Below are 16,114 nucleotides of genomic sequence, written 5' to 3'. Positions count from 1 at the left end.
GGCGGCTTGGCTGGGTCAGAGCCGCTTCTGCTTGTGCATCGCCGCCGTCTCATAGCCGAGCTGGTCGTAGAGGCGGATGGCCCCCTCGTTGTCGGCGAACACGTTGAGCCGCACCGACGTCGCGCCCTGCGAGCGGGCGACGTCTTCGGCCAGCAGCATGGCGGCCCGGCCGATCCCGCGCCGCCGCAACGCATCATGCACCCTGATGTCCCAGACCCACCAGCTCGACGCGTCGCTCGAGGGCCCGATCCAGAGCCATCCGGCGTCCTCCCCGTCGGCCACGATCGTGAAGAGGAAGTGACCGTCGATGAGCGTGCCGTCGGGGAAGAACTGCTCCTCGGAGGCCTGCCGGGCGATGGCCGCAGCCTCGGGGGTGTCGCCTGCGGCAATGCGGGCCTCTTCGTAGGCCGACATCGCGATCGGCAGCCATTCCGCGGTCTCGTCGACGGACTTCGGCACAAGGCTCAGGTCGTTCGTCACCATCCGTCCATGCTCGCATGACGATCAGGACCATCATTGAACTATCTGGTTCAGTGATTTACACTGAACCGTATGGTTCAGCAATCGCTGGTCTCACGTCCCACGCGGCGCCTGCCCGGGCGTCCCGCGATCGTCGCCGCGACGGTGGCGGTCGCGGTCCTCGTCAACGTCGTCATCTCTACAGCCGGGCGCGCGGCCGGCGGATCCTTCCGGTTCACGACGCAGTCCGGCCCGGCCGAGGTCGACGTGCTCACGGTCGTCGGGTTCACCGTCGTCCCGTTGCTCGTCGGCATGACCGTCGTCGCGCTCCTCGTGCGCGTCTGGCCCTGGGTCGTGACCGTGGCGCTCTTCGTCGCCCCGGCTCTCGCGCTGACGACCATCCCGCTGATGACCCTTCCCGCGGCGTTCGACGCGACGAGCACGGTCACGCTCGCGCTCTGCCACGTGGCACTCGTGCCGACGACCGTCCTGGGCCTGCTCGCCCTGCGAGCCGCCAGCGGGGGCAGACTGTGAGCATGACAGTGGCATTCGAGACGGTCGACGAGTACATCGCCTCCTTCCCTCCCGACGTACAGCCGGTGCTCCAAGCCGTGCGTGAGGCGATCCACGCGAGCGTGCCGGGGGCCGAGGAGAAGATCCGCTACGGCATCGCCGCCGTCATGCTCGGAGGACGGTACGCGATCCACTTCGCCGGCTGGAAGCACCACGTCGGCCTCTACCCCGTGCCCGTGTTCGACGGCGACCTCGAAGCGGAGGTGGAGCCGTACCGCGCGAAGAAGGACTCGGTGAACTTCCCGTACTCCCGGCCCGTGCCATACGACCTCATCAGCCGGATGTCGGCAGAGATCGTGCGGCGTCGAAGCGGGGCATCCGCCGACTGAGCCAGGCGCCGCTCACGGGCGACCGCGCATTGATTGCGAGAATGGGGGGATGACGAGAACGGTGCGCGGCGCGAAGGTCCTCATCACCGGCGCGGCCGGTGGCATGGGCCGCCTGTTCGCCGATCGAGCGGTGGCCGAGGGCGCGACCTCCGTCACCCTCTGGGATCGCGACGTCACCGCGCTCTCTCGCGCGGTCGACGAGTTGGGCGCCGCCTCACGCGGGATCACTCGCGTGCAGTCGTACGTCGTCGACGTCAGCGACCCCGGCGCGATCGCGAAGCACGCGCAGCGGGTGCGGCGCGACGTCGGCAATCCCGACGTGCTCATCAACAACGCCGGAATCGTGCGCGGCAATCGCTACTTCTGGGAGACCGACAGCGGCGACGACACCCGCCCGACGATGCAGGTCAACGCGCTGGCGCCCATGTACATCACCCGCGAGTTCCTCCCGGGAATGATCTCCTCGTCGTACCGCGCGGCGCGCATCGTCAACATCGCGTCGGCCGCCGGCACGCTCGCCAACCCGCGCATGGCTGTATATGCGGCCTCGAAGGCCGCGCTCATCGGCTGGAGCGAATCGCTGCGCATCGAGCTCGAGCAGGCCGGCCACACCAACGTGCGGGTCACGACGGTCACGCCGGGCTATGTCTCGACGGGAATGTTCGCGGGCGCCAGGGCGCCGGTCCTGGCTCCCATCCTCGAGCCCGAGTATGTCGTCGACCGAGTGTGGCGCGCGATGCTCGCGGGCAAGCCGCTCCTCGAGCTGCCACGCAGCGTCGGGCTCTCGCGGGCGGTGCGCGGCATCCTGCCGACGCGGGTGTTCGATCGCGTCGTGGGCGACGCCTTCGGGGTCTACCGCTCGATGGAGCGGTTCACCGGTCGCTCGTAGCTGCTCGACGAGCGCCCGTCAGAGCCCGCGTTCGCCGAGCCAGTCGAGCAGCACGAGCTCGAACTCCGTCGGCCGCTCGAGGTTCGGCAGGTGCGCGGCATCCTCGAAGCTGAATCCGGTCGCGTCGGGCAGCGCCTCGAGCACGTGTTCGTAGTGTGCTCGCGTGGGCCCCAGGTCGTACTCGCCGACCAGGATGAGTGCGGGGATCCGGATGTCGGCGAGCCGGCCGTACGCGGGCGGTTCGAGCGGCTCGGGGCTCACCGCCTCCTCGGCGTGCGCGACGTTCGGCGCCGCGATCTCGTGGACGAGCGCGACGAACTCGGGATCGAGATCGTCTTCGAGCCGACCGCTGCCCGCGGCCCACATGGCGGTCTCGAGACGGGCGAGGCGTCGCCAGTCGGATGCCGCGAACGCCGCGTCGAGCTCGTCGATGCGGCGATGCTCCTCGTCGGAGAGCGGGAGCTCGGGGAATCCGCTCGGGCCCGATCCCACCGTCACGATGCCAGTGACGCGGTCTGGGGACTCGAGCGCGAGGTCGAGGGCGGTGGTGCCGCCTCGGCCGGCGCCGATCATCGTGGCACGCTCGACGCCGAGGTGGTCGAGCACCGAGCGCACGTCGTCGCGATCGGAGAAGGGCGCGCCGTCGTGCCGCGTGGCACCGAATCCGCGTGCGTCGAGTCGCACCACGAAGTGACCCGTTGCGAGCGCCGGCACTTGCGGTTCCCACATACGCATCGTCGCGATTCCCGAGTGCAGCAGCACGAGGGCGGGCGCCGACGCGTGACCGGCGGATTCGTAGGCGAGCTCGGCACCCGGGACGGCGAGGTGGGGCATGTCTCGAGGGTACGGGACACGATGCGCGCGGCCAGCCGGCCACCGGCATCCGTCAGTCCTTGCCCGAGCCCTTGCCCTTGTCGCCGTCTTTGCCCTTGTCGCCGCCCTTGTCGTCGCCGTTGCCCGGCCCATCGTCGTCTTCGGGCGCGGGCGTGGGCGTGGCGATCGGGGTCGGGGTGCTCGCCACCTCTGCCGCCTCGAGGTCGGCCCGCACGAGCGCGATGGCGTCGCGGATGTCGCGCTCGCGCGCCGCGTCGAGATCGCCGTCAGTACCGGCCTCGGTGACCTCCGCTTCGAGGAGGTCGAGCGCAGCGCGGGCCGCCGCGAAGTCGCCGCTTGCAGCATGGTTCGCGATGCTCACGACGGTGCCGTGGAAGTCCTCGGACTGCGATGGACCCTGTGCCGCGCACGAGCCGAGACCGAGGCCGAGCGCGAGTACGAGTGCGACCGCGGCAGCACGGGAAGCGGATCGACGGGTGCGCACGCGAGCGCCCGCGCCAGATCTTGCGACCACGGCGCTCAGCCCTCGCCCTCGTCGTCGGGAGGGTCGGTGGCGGGTGGCTCGGTGGTGGGTGGCTCGGTGACCGGTGGCTCGGTGACGGGGGGCTCCGTGGCAGGGGGCGCAGTGGCGGGTGGCTCGGTGCTGTCGCCCGAGCCGCTTCCGCCGCCGTTCCCGTTCCCGTTCCCGTTCCCGGAGTTCCCGCCGTTCTCGTTCCCGTTCCCGTTGCCGTCCCCGTCGTCTCCCTCGTCGTCGTCGTCGGGCGCAGGCGCGGGCGAAGGAGTCGCGGCGGCCAGGGCCGCCTCGAGGTCGGCGCGCACGAGATCGATGGCCGCGCGGATCACCTGCTCGCGATCGGCATCGATGCTCCCCGCGTCGAGCGCGACCGTGACGTCGCGATCGAGCAGTTCGAGCTCGGCAAGGGCACCGACGAAGTCGCCCGCCACGGCCCGTTCGGCGATCTGCACCACCGACGAGTGCATCGCGTCGGCCGTCTGCTCAGCCGAAGCGCACGCCGACACTCCGAACGTGAGGGCGACGGCGATCGCCACGGCGGGAAGGACCGCGTGCCGGCGCGGGAGGCGCTGCGCACTGCGCGTCATTCGCCGGTCACCGCCTCGTCGAGCTCTTCGAGGTGCACGCCCAGCTCGCCCGGCACGGCCGGCAGCGGCTCGGGCGTCGTCGCGGCCTGCTCGGCGTTGAGCGACGAGAACACGAGCACCGCGACCACGGCGCCGATGACGGCGAGGAGCGAGATCGCGATCGTCGGCCGCACCCAGCGGCGCGAGCGCTGCTCGGATGCCGCGTGGGCCGCGCCCGTCGTCGGCTCCGCCGTTTCCGTGCCGGCCGGAGCCTCGAAGAACGACCGGTCGGGCGACGGGAGCACCTGCGTGGCAGCCGTCGCGGAGCCGTTCTCCGATGATTCGGCCCCTGATGACCCGACCCCCGATGCCGCGACCTCGGCCGGCTGGGTTGCTGCAGCTGAGACGTCGGCGAACGAGATCGTCGGCGCGGTGACCTCGCGATCGGCGGTGCTCGACGGGTCGAGCGAGGTGTCGAGGGTCGTGGCGGCGACGGCGACGTCGAGTGCGCTCGGCCGGTCGCCCGGCTCACGAGCGGTCATGCTGCGAAGCAGCGACACCCAGTCGGCGCCGAGCGAATCGGGGATCTCGGGATCGCGCACGAGCCGGGCGCTCGCGGCCTCGACGGCCGGCCCGGGGAACGCCGTCACGCCCGTGCGCGCCTCGAGCACGAGGAGGCCGAGCGAGTAGATGTCGGCGGCGGGACCCGGCGCCGCACCGCTGACCTGCTCTGGGCTGAGGTAGCCGGGGGTGCCCACGAGGAGCCCCGTGCGGGTGAGCCGGGCGTCGTCGATGAGCCGCGCGATGCCGAAGTCGGCGAGCTTCGCGTTCCACGCGCGCCCGGGCAGATGCGCGGGTTCGAGCAGCACGTTCGCGGGCTTCACGTCGCGGTGCACGATGCCGCGGGAGTGGATGACGTGCAGGGCCTCGGCGAGGTCGGCGAGCATGCCCGCGGCATCCGCGGGGCCGACGGACCCGAACTTCAGGGCCTCACGCAGGTCGCGGCCGTCGACGAGCTCCATCACGAGGAACTCGCGACCCGTCGCGGGATCGCGGCATGCGTCGTACAACCGCACGAGCGCTCGGTGCGTGAGGCTCGCGAGCAGCGCGGTCTCGGATTTGCGGCGGTCGCTGTCGTCGATGCCCTCGGCGGCCTCGGCGAACACCTTCACCGCGACGGCGCGGCCCAGGGCCAGGTCTTCACCGCGGTACACGGCCGCCATTCCGCCGCGGCCGATGAGGGCGTCGAGGCGGTAGCGGGAGTCGAGCGTGGCGCCGACGAATGGATCGCCGACCACGCGATCAGGGGAGGTCGTCACATCTTCGAGGGTACCCGCCCCGCCTGAAAGAGCTCCGTTTCACGACCGGGGTTGGCTGTGGAGCCGAGGTGCGGTATTACGCCGACCTGTCAGCCGGATGTCTGTCGAAGGTCAGCCGAAGATCATCGGGAGGTCATCGGCATCTTCGGAGAGGGCGACCTCGACGAGCACGGGCACGTGGTCGGACGGCACGTCACCCTTGCGCTCATTGCGGTGGATGGAGGCATCCGTCACCGCTTCTGCGAACTTCGCCGAGCCGAGGATGAAGTCGATGCGGAGCCCCTCGTTGCGCGGGAACTTCAGCTGCTTGTAGTCCCAATAGGTGTAGCCCTCGGGGATGCGCGGGCGCACCACATCGGTGACGCCGGCGTTCTCGAGGTTGAAGAAGGCCTGCCGCTCGGGCGGCGACACGTGCGTCGTGACGCCCTCGACGACGGCCGGGTCGCCGTTGTCCTGGTCGAAGGGCGCGATGTTGAAGTCGCCCATGAGCACGAACGGCAGCTCGGGCCGTGAGGAGGTCTCGGCTCGGGTGTGCTCGGTGAGGGCCGCGAGCCAGTCGAGCTTGTAGGTGTAGTGCGGGTCGCCGAGCGAACGGCCGTTGGGCACGTAGAGGCTCCAGATGCGCACGCCGTCGACGGTCGCCCCCATGGCTCGCGCTTCCTTCGGCAGGTCGGGGCCCTCCTCGCCCTTCAGGAAGCCGGGCATGCCGGGGAAGCTCGTGGCCACGTCGAGGATGGGCGAGCGACTCGCGATCGCCACGCCGTTCCACTGACTGAAGCCATGGATCGCGAGCTCGTAGCCCGCCTCCTCGAACGCCGCCGCCGGGAACTGCTCGGGAGTGCACTTGATTTCCTGCATCGCGAGCACGTCGACGTCTTCGCGCACCATCCAGTCGACGACACGGCTGAAGCGGGTGCGGATCGAGTTGACGTTCCAGGTGGCGATGCGCATGGACCAAGCCTAGGACGGCCGGGCGACAGGGCAGGTGCTGTCGGTGAGCGTCAGTCGCCGGCGGCCGCGTCGCCGGCATTCCGCACGCCGGCGGCCGCGTCGACCACGTCCGCGTCGTCGCCGACCTCTGCGGCCTGCAGGCGCGGCAGCACGAGCCAGAGGGCCGCGAGGATGACGGCACCGATGCCGAGCGCCACGAAGCCGGCGATCCGGCTGAGGGCGAAGTCGAAGACGAGGCTCGTCACGCCGATGACGAGCAGAGCGACCACGGCGAGGTCGGCGATGAGCAGCCGGTTGCCGGTGCGCACGACTCGTTCCTTCGCCTGCCGCCGGAACAACGTGCGGTGCAGCGTGACCGGGGCCAGCCCGATCACCGTCGCGAGCCCGGCGAGGGCGACGAGCACGAGGTAGAGCGTGAGCTGGTAGGCGTCGAGCTCCTCGAACCGCGGCTGGAACGCCACGGCGAGCAGGAAGCCGCCGATGAGCTGCGTGCCGGTGAGCGCCACGCGCAGCTCCTGGAGGATGTCGTTCCAGTTGCGGTCGCTGCGCTCGTTGGGCGTCTCATTGCGTCCGTCGTCGGCGCGGTGATTCACGCGGTTCGCGGGATCGACGCGGCCACTGGTGCCGACGGGGCCGACCTCGGGCCTGGCGTGGCGACGGTTCATGCTCGATCGTAGCCACGAGGAGGGAGACAGGTTCAAGCCCTTGCGCGCAATCGTGGAACGCGCCAGCCTCCATCGTCGCGGGATCCACCGCCCGCGATCGCATTCTGGCGGGCCCGCAACCGCATTCTGGCAGGGGCGCACGGATGCTGCCAAGATCGAGGAGTATCGACGAGCTGGGGGTGGCCGTGAAGTTCAGCATCGAAGGCGTCGAGGGGCTCCCCGAGATCACGCGAGGCGACGACCTCGCCGCGCTCATCGTCGACGCGGTCGATCTCGCCGAGGGCGACATCCTCGTCATCACGTCGAAGATCGTCTCGAAGGCCGAAGGGCGCTTCGTTCAGGCCGCCGACCGCGAGCAGGCGATCACCGACGAGACCGTGCGCGTCGTCGCGACGCGCGTCTTCGAGGGCGGCGTCACCCGCATCGTCGAGAACCGCCAGGGCATCATCGGCGCGGCGGCGGGCGTCGACGCGTCCAACGCCCCAGACGGCACGGTGCTGCTGCTTCCGGTCGACCCGGATGCCTCGGCGCGAGCGCTCGCCACCGGCATCCGTGCGCTCACGGGCGCTGCCGTCGGCGTCATCCTCTCCGACACCCTCGGCCGGCCGTGGCGCGAGGGTCAGACCGATATCGCGATCGGCGCCGCCGGCGTGCACGTCTTCGAGGACCTTCGAGGGTCGACGGATGCCGCGGGCAAGCCGCTCGCCGTCACGATGCCGTGCGTCGCGGACGAGATCGCGGGCGCGGGCGAGCTCGTGAAGGGCAAGAGCTCGGGAGTGCCGGTCGCCGTGGTGCGTGGACTCGGCCGGTTCGTCGGCGACCTCGACCTGCCGGGTGCGCGCAGCATCCAGCGCCCCGCCGACCGCGACCTCTTCCGCATCGGGGCCGATGAGGCGTACAACGAGGGGTACCGCGACGGCTTCGACGAGTCGCAAGCCGAGGGTCCGCTCGATTCCGCCTGACCAGAATTCAGGAGCTCGCCCTTCAGAATTCAGGAGGGGTCGTCTCGATCGGCCGATCGGGTGCGCGAAATCACGCGTCTCGGGCCGGTGAGACCGGTGGGTTCCTGAATTGTGAACAGAGCCGACAGGCTGGTTCCTGAATTCTGGAGATTGCGAGGGCCGAACGCGGGAGGATAGGGGGATGCCAGTGCACATCGGCTATGCCGCGATGCTCGAACGGTTCCCGCCCGCCGAAGCGGTGACGCTCGCCGCGCTCGCCGAGTCGCACGGCTTCACGGGCGTCATGGCGAGCGATCACTTCCAGCCGTGGCTGCCGGCGCAGGGGCAGTCGTCGTTCGTGTGGAGCGTGCTCGCCGCGCTCGGGGAGCGCACCACGGGCGACCTCGGCCCCGGCGTGACGACACCGACGTTCCGCTGGCATCCGGCCATGGTCGCCCAGGCGAGCGCGACGCTCGGCGCGCTCTACCCCGGCCGGCACTGGCTCGGCATCGGCTCGGGCGAGGCGCTCAACGAGCACGTCGTCGGCCACTACTGGCCAGAGGCCCCCGAGCGCATCAATCGCATGTTCGAGGCCGTCGACGTGATCAAGAAGCTCTTCGCGGGCTCGCTCGCCGGTCGCGACGTGCGCCATTCGGGCCAGTACTTCAAGCTGGAGTCCACGCGGCTCTGGACGATGCCCAAGGTCGCGCCCCAGATCTTCGTCGCGGCATCCGGCCCCGTGACCGCTCGCCGTGCGGGGCGCAACGTCGACGGACTCATCACCACGGGCGCGCCCACCGACCGGCTCGCCGCGCTCCTCACTCGCTTCGCCGAGGGCGCGCGCGAGGGCGGGCGCGACCCCTCCAAGATGCCGAAGGTGCTGCAACTGCACCTCTCCTGGGCCGCGACCGACGAGGAGGCGATGCGCAACGCCCTCGTCGAATGGCCGAACGGCGGCATGCGCTTCGCACGCAGCGACATCCGCTCGCCGTTCGAGTTCGAGCAGCTCGCCCGTACGGTGCGCGCGGAGGACTTCGAGGGCCAGATGGTCGTCTCGGCCGATCCTGACGTGCATCGCGCCGACATCCAGCGGCACCTCGACCTCGGCTTCGACCGCGTCTACCTCCACAACGTCGGCCGCAACCAGGCCGAGTTCCTCGAGGTCTTCGGCCGCGAGGTGCTGCCGGCGCTCCGCGCATGAGCTCGACTGTCGCGCGTTGGACCGTCGTGATCCCCGTCAAGGCGCCCGCCGTCGGCAAGACGCGACTCTCGCCGGCGCTCGCCGACGACGCTCGCGCGCTGCTCGCCCGGGCGTTCGCGCTCGACACGATCGCCGCCGCCCTCGCGGCCATCTCGGTCGAGCGGGTGATCGTCGTGGGCGACGACGCCTCCCTCGCCGACGGAGCGGAGTTCCTCGCCGAGCCGGCCGGGGCCGAGCGCGGCCTGCTGCCGGCGATCCGCCACGGTATCGCGCATGCACGTTCCATGGGGCCGAGCGCCGTCGCCGTGCTGCTCGGCGACCTGCCGGGACTGCATCCTGATGAGCTCGACGCGGCGCTCGAGGCCGCGGCGCGGCATCCGCTTGCCTTCGTCCGCGATGCCGACGGCACGGGCACGACGCTCGCGACCGCTGCAGCCGGGGTGCCGTTCGAGCCGCGGTTCGGGCCCGGTTCGGCGGCGCTGCACGTCGCGGCCGGGTTCGTCGAGCTCGAGGCATCCGCCGCCCCTGGCCTCGCCCGGGACGTCGACACCGTCGACGGACTCGAAGCCGTGCTGCACCATGGAGTGGGCGACCACACCGCCGAAGCCGTCGCGCGCCTCGCCGACCGAAAGGGAACACCATGACGCTCACACTCGGATACAAGGCCTCGGCCGAGCAGTTCGCCCCCCGGGAGCTCGTCGAGATCGCGGTCGCGGCCGAAGGGCACGGCATGGAGTCGGTGTTCACGAGCGACCACTTCCAGCCGTGGCGGCACGAGGGCGGGCACGCGCCCTTCTCGCTGGCGTGGATCGCCGCGGTGGGCGAGCGCACTTCGAACATCCGCATCGGCACCTCGGTGATGACGCCGACGTTCCGCTACAACCCCGCCGTGCTCGCGCAGGCGTTCGCGTCGTTCGGCTGCCTCTACCCCGGCCGCATCATCCTCGGCGTCGGCACGGGCGAGGCGCTCAACGAGATCGCGACGGGATTCCGCGGCGCGGGCGCGCAGGACTGGCCCGAGTTCAAGGAGCGCTTCGGGCGGCTGCGCGAGTCGATCCGGCTCATGCGCGAGCTCTGGACCGCCGATCGCGTGAACTTCGAGGGCGACTACTACTCGACGCACGACGCGTCGATCTACGACCGCCCCGAGGGCGGCGTGCCGGTCTACATCGCGGCAGGCGGGCCGGTCGTCGCGAAGTACGCGGGCCGCGCGGGCGACGGGTTCATCTGCACGTCGGGCAAGGGCATGGAGCTCTACACCGAGCAGCTCATCCCCGCCGTCAAGGAGGGGGCGGATGCCGCGGGCCGCTCGTACGACGCGATCGACCGCATGATCGAGATCAAGCTCTCGTACGAGGAGACCGAGCACGCCGCGCTCGAGAACACCCGCTTCTGGTCGCCGCTCTCGCTCTCGAAGGAGCAGAAGCACGACATCACCGACCCCGTCGAGATGGAGCGCGCGGCCGACGCGCTGCCGATCGAGGAGATCGCGAAGCGCTGGATCGTCGGCACCGACCCCGACGCGGTCGTCGCCGACATCAAGCAGTACGTCGACGCGGGCTTCAACCACCTCGTGTTCCACGCGCCCGGCCACGACCAGCGCCGGTTCCTCGAGCTGTTCGAGCGCGACCTGGCGCCGCGGCTGCGGGCGCTCGACGCCTGACGGCGGCTTCGACGGCGTCATTCCCGACACTCGCGATGCCGGCGGGCGTACCATCAAGCATGGCCAGTACGACCCGGCCGGACCCCAGCGGCGAGAACGCCGCCCCATCGCCGCGCCTGCAGACCTTCATCGTCGACGGCGTCATCGAGCGGCAGTCGGGGGTCGAACTCGAGGGCGTGCCCGACGAGGTGGTCGAGGCCCAGAGCCGCCACGGCTTCGTCTGGCTGCACCTGGTGGATCCCGACGAGCAGACCGTCGACGACGCGCGCAAGGTCCTGGGCATCCATCCGGTGGCCGCGGCCGACGTCGTCTCGGGGCGCCAGCAGCCGAAGGTGCAGCTGTTCGAGGGGCATCTCTTCGTGCTCCTGTGGAACGTCCTGGAGAGCACCGAGACCGACGAGCTGGTGCTCGGCCAGACGTACCTGTACATCGGCGACGGGTGGTTGCTCACCGTGCAGCGCGGCAACGGCGGGAGGCTGCCCGACCTACGGCAGCTGCTCGAAGACGGTCCGGAGGATCTCCACGATGGCGCGATGGCCGCGGCGTACACGATCATGGCGGATGTCGTCGACGGCTATGCCAAGGCCGCCGCGAGTGTCGAGGCGTACCTGGGGGAGCTCGAGGAGCAGGTCTTCAGCGACGCCGGCGACACGGACCACCGGCGCATCTACAAGGTTCGCAAGGACATGGGTCGCATCGACCGTGCCGTCTCGAGCATCGCCGCCGCTCTGCGGGAGAGCACCGATCACCTCGAGGAGACGAAACTCGGCAAGAACCTCATCGTCCCCTACCTCCACGACCTGCTCGACGACACCGCGGGCACCGTCGCATTGATCAACAACCAGTCGAGGGCGCTCGACGCCGTGCTCTCGAGCCATGAGAACAACGTCGCCGCCCGCCAGAACCAGGACATGCGAACGATCTCGGCGATCGCCGCGCTCCTCGCCGTGCCCACGGTCATGGCGGGGCTCTGGGGGATGAACTTCAAGAACCTCCCATTCGTGCAATTCGAGTACGGCTGGATCGTGGTCGGCGCCGTGATCGTGACCATCGATGTGATCGTCTACCTGATATTCAAACGCCGCCGGTGGTTGTAGGGGCCGCTGCCGCGATCGGTCAGTCTGCGGGCTCGACGACCAGCCCAGTGCCCCCGCCACGGCGTACGGGTTCGGCTGCGGCGGTCATGAGCCCGCTCGAATCGACCTCGATCGCGGCGGCGGCCCCGATCTGCGCGGCCGAGGTGAACTGGTCGCCCGACGGTACGAGCACCTGCCCGTACGGCGTGAGCACCTCCTGGTAGGCGGCGATGAACTCGGGCTCGGCCGTCGTCGCCGCGGTGTTCCGTTGCGCGGCTCGCGGCGCGGCGACCGCTTCGGGCAGCGTCATGCCGAGGTCGATCCGGTTCATGAGGATCTGCACCACGGTCGTGATGATCGTGGATCCGCCCGGCGAACCGACCACGAAGCGCACGGCGCCGTCTTCGAGCACGATCGTCGGCGACATCGACGACCGCGGGCGCTTGCCTGGCTCGACGCGGTTCGGGTCCGTCTCGCTCGGGAGGAAGCTGAAGTCGGTCAGCTCGTTGTTCAGGAGGAATCCCCGCCCCGGCAGCGTCATGCCCGACCCGCCGGTCTGCTCGATCGTGAGCGTGTACGCAACCGCGTTGCCCCACTGGTCGACGACCGAGAGGTGCGTGGTCGAGACGTTCTCGGTGTCCTCGCGCTCCTCGAGCGCGACCGCGGCGCAGCCGGCGGCATCCAGATCGCCGGGGGGAACCGGCCTCGTCGAGGCCTGGGCCGGATCGATCTCGCAGGCGCGGGCGTCGGCGAAGTCCTGGCTGAGCAGGGTCTCGGTCGGCACGTCGACGAATGCCGGGTCGCCGACGTACGCGTTGCGATCGGCGAAGGCGTGAGCCGTGGCCTCGAGGTACAAGTGCAGGCTCTGCCCGATGTCGTCGGCTGAGAGGTCGTAGTTCTCGAGGATGTTCAGGGACTCGCCGACCGTCGTGCCGCCCGACGACGACGGGGCCATGCCGTAGACGTCGAGCCCGCGGTACTCCACGTGGGTCGGCGCCTGCTCGAGGACCTCGTATGCCGCGATGTCGTCCGCCGTCATGAAGCCGGGCGGCGCGGGCAGCGGCGAGGCCGGATCCTTTCGCGGCTCCTGCACGAGTTCGGCGATCTCGTCGGCGATCGGTCCGGTGTAGAACTCGTCGGTGCCCTTGAGGGCGATGGTGCGCAGGGTCGCGGCGAGATCGAGATTCTTGAAGATCGAGCCGACCTGCGGCGCATCCCCATCGGGAAGGAACAGCTCGGCCGTGTCGGGGAAGGCCGCGAATCGAGCCTTGTTGTCGAGCGTCTGCTGCCGGAACGTCTGGTCGACGGTGAACCCCTTCGTCGCCAGGAGGATCGACGGCTCCAGGATGTCGCGAAGCGACTCGGTGCCGAACCGGTCGAGCGCGGCCTCCCACGTTGCGAGTGTGCCCGGCACACCGACCGAGAGGCCCGAGGACACGGCGTTCGCGAACGGGTACGGCTGGTCGGTTGCCGGGTCGATGAACGCATCCGCCGGCATCGTCGCCGGCGCCGTCTCACGTCCGTCGATGGTGGTGACCTCTCCCGTCGCGGCATCGAAGTACACGAAGTATCCGCCGCCGCCGATGCCCGCGCTGTACGGCTCGGTGACCCCGAGCGCAGCGGCCGTGGCGACCGCGGCATCCGCTGCATTCCCGCCTTCGCGAAGCACCTCGAGGCCGACTGCACTCGCCGAGGCATCCACCGACGAGACGGCACCCCCGTACCCGGTCGAGGTGGACGGAGCCGGCGGCGTCGGGCGACCGGTCGAGGCGGTCGACGGGGCGGCGAGTGACTGCGCGGACGCCGGCGCGGCCGTGGCGACGGCTCCCGCCGCGAGTGCGGCGGCGAGACCGAGCGCCACCCGGCGGAGCGCGGAGCGGTCGTGGGCGACGTAGCTGACCATGTGATTCCCCCCGAACTGGGTACAGAGCATCTGGTGCCTCACGCTAGACCCGAGCAGGGACACGGGGCAATGGTTGGTCATGGGGGCTGCGATGAATATCGGTCTGAGCCAGGTGAGCGGCGCCGTGATGATCCTGGGATCGGTGCTCTTCCTCGTCGCCGCCTTCATGCCCATTTCCGCCCGGGTGTTCCCCGAGACCTCCCCGGCGAAGAAGCTGGAGCGCATCTCCGAATCCATGAGGGCCTGGATCGTGTCCCAGGTGCTGTTCGGTCTCGGGTCGCTCGTCACCGTCATCGGGATCGGCCTCCTCGCCTCCGACGGGCGCGACGGGTCGTTCGCCTGGCTCATGTTGATCAGCACGGCGCTGCTGATGCTCGCGCTGGTTCCGTGGTTCGGGCACCTGTACGCACGTGCCGCGGATCCGGCGGCGTTCGCCGAGGGGGCGATGCCCGCCTGGCTGTTCCTGCTCTACGCCGCGCTGACCGAGGTGGGCCTGGCGATCTTCGGCGTGGCGCTCCTCGTGAGCCCGTATCCGGACTGGCTCGGGTGGGTAGTGATCGTCGGCATGGCGCTGCTGATCGTCCTGACGATCGTCCTTCGGGACATGCCACCGTTCTTCTTCTACGTCGTCACCCTGCTGGCGGGAGTGGTGATCCTCCTCACGTCGCCGTCGCTCGCGCCGTAGGGACGTGCCGTAGAGACGACCTCGCCTGGAAACGACTGAACCGTGGCGCCCCCCAGAAGCGTCACGGTTCAGTTCGGGGTCAGCCGCGGTTCGGGCGCGGCGACGCCGACGTTCGCGAGCAGCATGTCGCTCGCGTCGCATCAAGCTATCTCGATGGCGGCGTCGGCGCCTCTCCCCAGTTCGGGGTGCGTTCGCCGATCGGCGGCGAGCGATAACGCCCGTGATCCTGAGTGTTCCCACTGATCAGGTCCCGGATGCCGCGGGCAGGCGTAGCCTGAACCCATGCGCGCCCGCGACACCGGGGCCTCCCACAGGCTCACCCGCTGGATCCCCGCCATCGTCGCGCCGATCGCGATCGGCGTCGGCGTGGTGCTCGTGCCGTTGCAGGCGAATGCAGCGGTCGACCTCCCCGATCTCACGCCCGCCGAGCTCCTCGAATTCGCCGCGTCGAGCGACGTCGAGTCGCTCTCGGGCACGATCGAGCAGCGCTCCGAGCTCGGCCTCCCCGACCTGTCCGGTCTCACGGGGGCGATGGGGGGCGGCAGCGGTGGCGGCGGCACCGAAGACTTCGGCCACGGTGACAGCGAGGGCGACGGCGACGGCGGCGCCGCAGCATCCGCCACCGATCTCGACGACCTCATCTCGCTCGCGACCGGAACCCACACGGCCAAGGTCTACCTCGACGGCTCGAACGCGCGCCTGCAGGTGCTCGACCGGCTCGCCGAGCGCAACGTGTACCTCTCCGAAGAGGGCGCATGGATCTACGACTCCGCTGAAAAGGCCGCGACGCACTTCACCGTCGACCAGGCTGCACTCGACGCGCTCGAAGCCAAAGCGCAGGCGCACCACGACGAGGCCCGCGATCGGCTCGAGGCCGAGCTCAGCGCACCACTGCCGACCCCCGAGCAGATGCTCGACGAGGCGCTCGCGAAGCTCGACCAGACGACCGACGTCTCCGTCGGCACCGATGGTCGCGTCGCCGGCCGTGAGGTCTACGAGCTCGTGCTCGAACCGCGCGACGCCGACACGCTCGTGGGCGACATCACCGTGGCGATCGACGGCGACACGGGCGTCGCGCTCGCGGCATCCGTCACCGCTCGTGGCGCCGACGAGCCGGCGTTCAGCGTCGCGTTCACCGATGTCTCGTTCGAGGCGCCGGATGCCGCGGTGTTCGCGTTCACCCCGCCTGAGGGCACCGAGGTGACCGAGCACGCCGTGCCGATCCCGACCGTCGCAGAGCTCGAGCTGTGGAAGGCCCAGGCGGAGGCGGAGTCCCAGGCCGATGCCGAGCCCGGCGACGAGACGGCTCGCGTCGTGCACGGCGAGGGCTGGTCGGCCGTCGTCGAGCTGCCGGCGGCAGCCGTCGGTGGCGCCGGCTTCAACGGCGAGGCGGCCGCGATGCTCGGCACACTCACCGAGCGCGTCGACGGCGGACGCATCCTCTCCACCTCGCTCGTCACCGTGCTCATCACCGACGACGGCCGCGTGTTCGCCGGCGCGGTGACCGCCGATCGCCTGCTCGACGCCGCCGCAACCGGGCGCTGAC

Annotated in this window: 18 protein-coding genes; 10 read left to right on the top strand and 8 right to left on the bottom strand. The window is 70.4% G+C overall.

The annotated features are described in order from the left end of the window. Positions 1–15 precede the first annotated feature (15 nt). The gene (locus tag QFZ29_RS16310; RefSeq protein ID WP_306895085.1) at positions 16–483 is read right to left on the bottom strand and encodes a GNAT family N-acetyltransferase; all 468 of its coding nucleotides are present in this window, start codon (positions 481–483) and stop codon (positions 16–18) included. A 69-nt stretch (positions 484–552) separates the two neighbouring features. Between QFZ29_RS16310 and QFZ29_RS16305 the strand changes: the two genes are divergently transcribed. From QFZ29_RS16305 to QFZ29_RS16295, 3 genes are read left to right on the top strand one after another with little or no spacing between them, the layout of a single operon-like run. Further along, positions 553–993: a DUF6069 family protein gene (locus QFZ29_RS16305; RefSeq protein ID WP_306895084.1), complete on the top strand. Its 441-nt coding sequence runs from the start codon at positions 553–555 to the stop codon at positions 991–993. 2 nt (positions 994–995) lie between these two features. Then, positions 996–1,361 (top strand): iron chaperone, encoded by a 366-nt coding sequence (locus tag QFZ29_RS16300; protein ID WP_306895083.1) that lies wholly within the window; start codon positions 996–998, stop codon positions 1,359–1,361. A 49-nt stretch (positions 1,362–1,410) separates the two neighbouring features. Then, entirely contained in the window at positions 1,411–2,250 is an 840-nt protein-coding gene (locus tag QFZ29_RS16295; RefSeq protein WP_306895082.1) for an SDR family oxidoreductase, read from the top strand. An 18-nt stretch (positions 2,251–2,268) separates the two neighbouring features. Here the strand turns inward: QFZ29_RS16295 and QFZ29_RS16290 are convergent, their stop codons facing one another. From QFZ29_RS16290 to QFZ29_RS16265, 6 genes are all read right to left on the bottom strand, one after another. Beyond that, positions 2,269–3,084: an alpha/beta fold hydrolase gene (locus QFZ29_RS16290; RefSeq protein WP_306895081.1), complete on the bottom strand. Its 816-nt coding sequence runs from the start codon at positions 3,082–3,084 to the stop codon at positions 2,269–2,271. A 52-nt stretch (positions 3,085–3,136) separates the two neighbouring features. Next, entirely contained in the window at positions 3,137–3,598 is a 462-nt protein-coding gene (locus tag QFZ29_RS16285) for a hypothetical protein (RefSeq protein ID WP_306895080.1), read from the bottom strand. 5 nt (positions 3,599–3,603) lie between these two features. Further along, the gene (locus tag QFZ29_RS16280) at positions 3,604–4,185 is read right to left on the bottom strand and encodes a hypothetical protein (RefSeq protein ID WP_306895079.1); all 582 of its coding nucleotides are present in this window, start codon (positions 4,183–4,185) and stop codon (positions 3,604–3,606) included. Then, the gene (locus QFZ29_RS16275) at positions 4,182–5,483 is read right to left on the bottom strand and encodes a serine/threonine-protein kinase (protein ID WP_306895078.1); all 1,302 of its coding nucleotides are present in this window, start codon (positions 5,481–5,483) and stop codon (positions 4,182–4,184) included. The genes QFZ29_RS16280 and QFZ29_RS16275 overlap by 4 nt, the downstream gene beginning before the upstream one ends. A gap of 111 nt (positions 5,484–5,594) precedes the next feature. Then, positions 5,595–6,434, bottom strand: coding sequence for an exodeoxyribonuclease III (locus QFZ29_RS16270; RefSeq protein ID WP_306895077.1), 840 nt, complete (start codon positions 6,432–6,434; stop codon positions 5,595–5,597). A 50-nt stretch (positions 6,435–6,484) separates the two neighbouring features. Next, complete coding sequence (locus tag QFZ29_RS16265; RefSeq protein WP_306895076.1) at positions 6,485–7,099, bottom strand: DUF6328 family protein; 615 nt, start codon at positions 7,097–7,099, stop codon at positions 6,485–6,487. Between the two features lie 179 nt (positions 7,100–7,278). Here QFZ29_RS16265 and cofE point away from each other — a divergent pair, with 179 nt between their 5' ends. The 5 genes from cofE (at position 7,279) to QFZ29_RS16240 (ending at position 12,001) form a co-directional block, all read left to right on the top strand. After that, the gene (gene cofE, locus QFZ29_RS16260) at positions 7,279–8,061 is read left to right on the top strand and encodes a coenzyme F420-0:L-glutamate ligase (RefSeq protein ID WP_306895075.1); all 783 of its coding nucleotides are present in this window, start codon (positions 7,279–7,281) and stop codon (positions 8,059–8,061) included. A 181-nt stretch (positions 8,062–8,242) separates the two neighbouring features. Beyond that, positions 8,243–9,241, top strand: coding sequence for a TIGR03557 family F420-dependent LLM class oxidoreductase (locus QFZ29_RS16255; RefSeq protein ID WP_306895074.1), 999 nt, complete (start codon positions 8,243–8,245; stop codon positions 9,239–9,241). Then, complete coding sequence (cofC, locus tag QFZ29_RS16250) at positions 9,238–9,885, top strand: 2-phospho-L-lactate guanylyltransferase (RefSeq protein ID WP_306895073.1); 648 nt, start codon at positions 9,238–9,240, stop codon at positions 9,883–9,885. The genes QFZ29_RS16255 and cofC overlap by 4 nt, the downstream gene beginning before the upstream one ends. Continuing rightward, positions 9,882–10,904: a glucose-6-phosphate dehydrogenase (coenzyme-F420) gene (gene fgd / locus QFZ29_RS16245; RefSeq protein WP_306895072.1), complete on the top strand. Its 1,023-nt coding sequence runs from the start codon at positions 9,882–9,884 to the stop codon at positions 10,902–10,904. The genes cofC and fgd overlap by 4 nt, the downstream gene beginning before the upstream one ends. A gap of 59 nt (positions 10,905–10,963) precedes the next feature. Beyond that, positions 10,964–12,001 carry a CorA family divalent cation transporter gene (locus QFZ29_RS16240; protein WP_306895071.1) on the top strand — a complete coding sequence of 346 codons (1,038 nt, stop codon included), beginning with the start codon at positions 10,964–10,966 and terminating at the stop codon, positions 11,999–12,001. Positions 12,002–12,020: 19 nt separating this feature from the next. Here the strand turns inward: QFZ29_RS16240 and ggt are convergent, their stop codons facing one another. Further along, positions 12,021–13,883 carry a gamma-glutamyltransferase gene (gene ggt / locus QFZ29_RS16235; protein WP_306895070.1) on the bottom strand — a complete coding sequence of 621 codons (1,863 nt, stop codon included), beginning with the start codon at positions 13,881–13,883 and terminating at the stop codon, positions 12,021–12,023. A 142-nt stretch (positions 13,884–14,025) separates the two neighbouring features. Between ggt and QFZ29_RS16230 the strand changes: the two genes are divergently transcribed. Next, entirely contained in the window at positions 14,026–14,568 is a 543-nt protein-coding gene (locus tag QFZ29_RS16230) for a hypothetical protein (protein WP_306895069.1), read from the top strand. Positions 14,569–14,850: 282 nt separating this feature from the next. After that, the gene (locus QFZ29_RS16225; RefSeq protein WP_306895068.1) at positions 14,851–16,113 is read left to right on the top strand and encodes a LolA family protein; all 1,263 of its coding nucleotides are present in this window, start codon (positions 14,851–14,853) and stop codon (positions 16,111–16,113) included. The last annotated feature ends 1 nt before the right edge of the window (position 16,114 follow it).

It is taken from the genome of Agromyces albus (assembly GCF_030815405.1).
GTDB lineage: Bacteria > Actinomycetota > Actinomycetes > Actinomycetales > Microbacteriaceae > Agromyces > Agromyces albus_A.
This window is presented reverse-complemented; position numbering and strand designations above follow the sequence as displayed.

Coding starts and splice junctions, on each gene's coding strand:
- QFZ29_RS16310 (WP_306895085.1), bottom strand. CDS start 483: ATGGTGACGAACGACCTGAGCCTTGTGCCGAAGTCCGTCGACGAGACC.
- QFZ29_RS16305 (WP_306895084.1), top strand. CDS start 553: ATGGTTCAGCAATCGCTGGTCTCACGTCCCACGCGGCGCCTGCCCGGG.
- QFZ29_RS16300 (WP_306895083.1), top strand. CDS start 996: ATGACAGTGGCATTCGAGACGGTCGACGAGTACATCGCCTCCTTCCCT.
- QFZ29_RS16295 (WP_306895082.1), top strand. CDS start 1,411: ATGACGAGAACGGTGCGCGGCGCGAAGGTCCTCATCACCGGCGCGGCC.
- QFZ29_RS16290 (WP_306895081.1), bottom strand. CDS start 3,084: ATGCCCCACCTCGCCGTCCCGGGTGCCGAGCTCGCCTACGAATCCGCC.
- QFZ29_RS16280 (WP_306895079.1), bottom strand. CDS start 4,185: ATGACGCGCAGTGCGCAGCGCCTCCCGCGCCGGCACGCGGTCCTTCCC.
- QFZ29_RS16270 (WP_306895077.1), bottom strand. CDS start 6,434: ATGCGCATCGCCACCTGGAACGTCAACTCGATCCGCACCCGCTTCAGC.
- QFZ29_RS16265 (WP_306895076.1), bottom strand. CDS start 7,099: ATGAACCGTCGCCACGCCAGGCCCGAGGTCGGCCCCGTCGGCACCAGT.
- QFZ29_RS16255 (WP_306895074.1), top strand. CDS start 8,243: ATGCCAGTGCACATCGGCTATGCCGCGATGCTCGAACGGTTCCCGCCC.
- cofC (WP_306895073.1), top strand. CDS start 9,238: ATGAGCTCGACTGTCGCGCGTTGGACCGTCGTGATCCCCGTCAAGGCG.
- fgd (WP_306895072.1), top strand. CDS start 9,882: ATGACGCTCACACTCGGATACAAGGCCTCGGCCGAGCAGTTCGCCCCC.
- QFZ29_RS16240 (WP_306895071.1), top strand. CDS start 10,964: ATGGCCAGTACGACCCGGCCGGACCCCAGCGGCGAGAACGCCGCCCCA.
- ggt (WP_306895070.1), bottom strand. CDS start 13,883: ATGGTCAGCTACGTCGCCCACGACCGCTCCGCGCTCCGCCGGGTGGCG.
- QFZ29_RS16225 (WP_306895068.1), top strand. CDS start 14,851: ATGCGCGCCCGCGACACCGGGGCCTCCCACAGGCTCACCCGCTGGATC.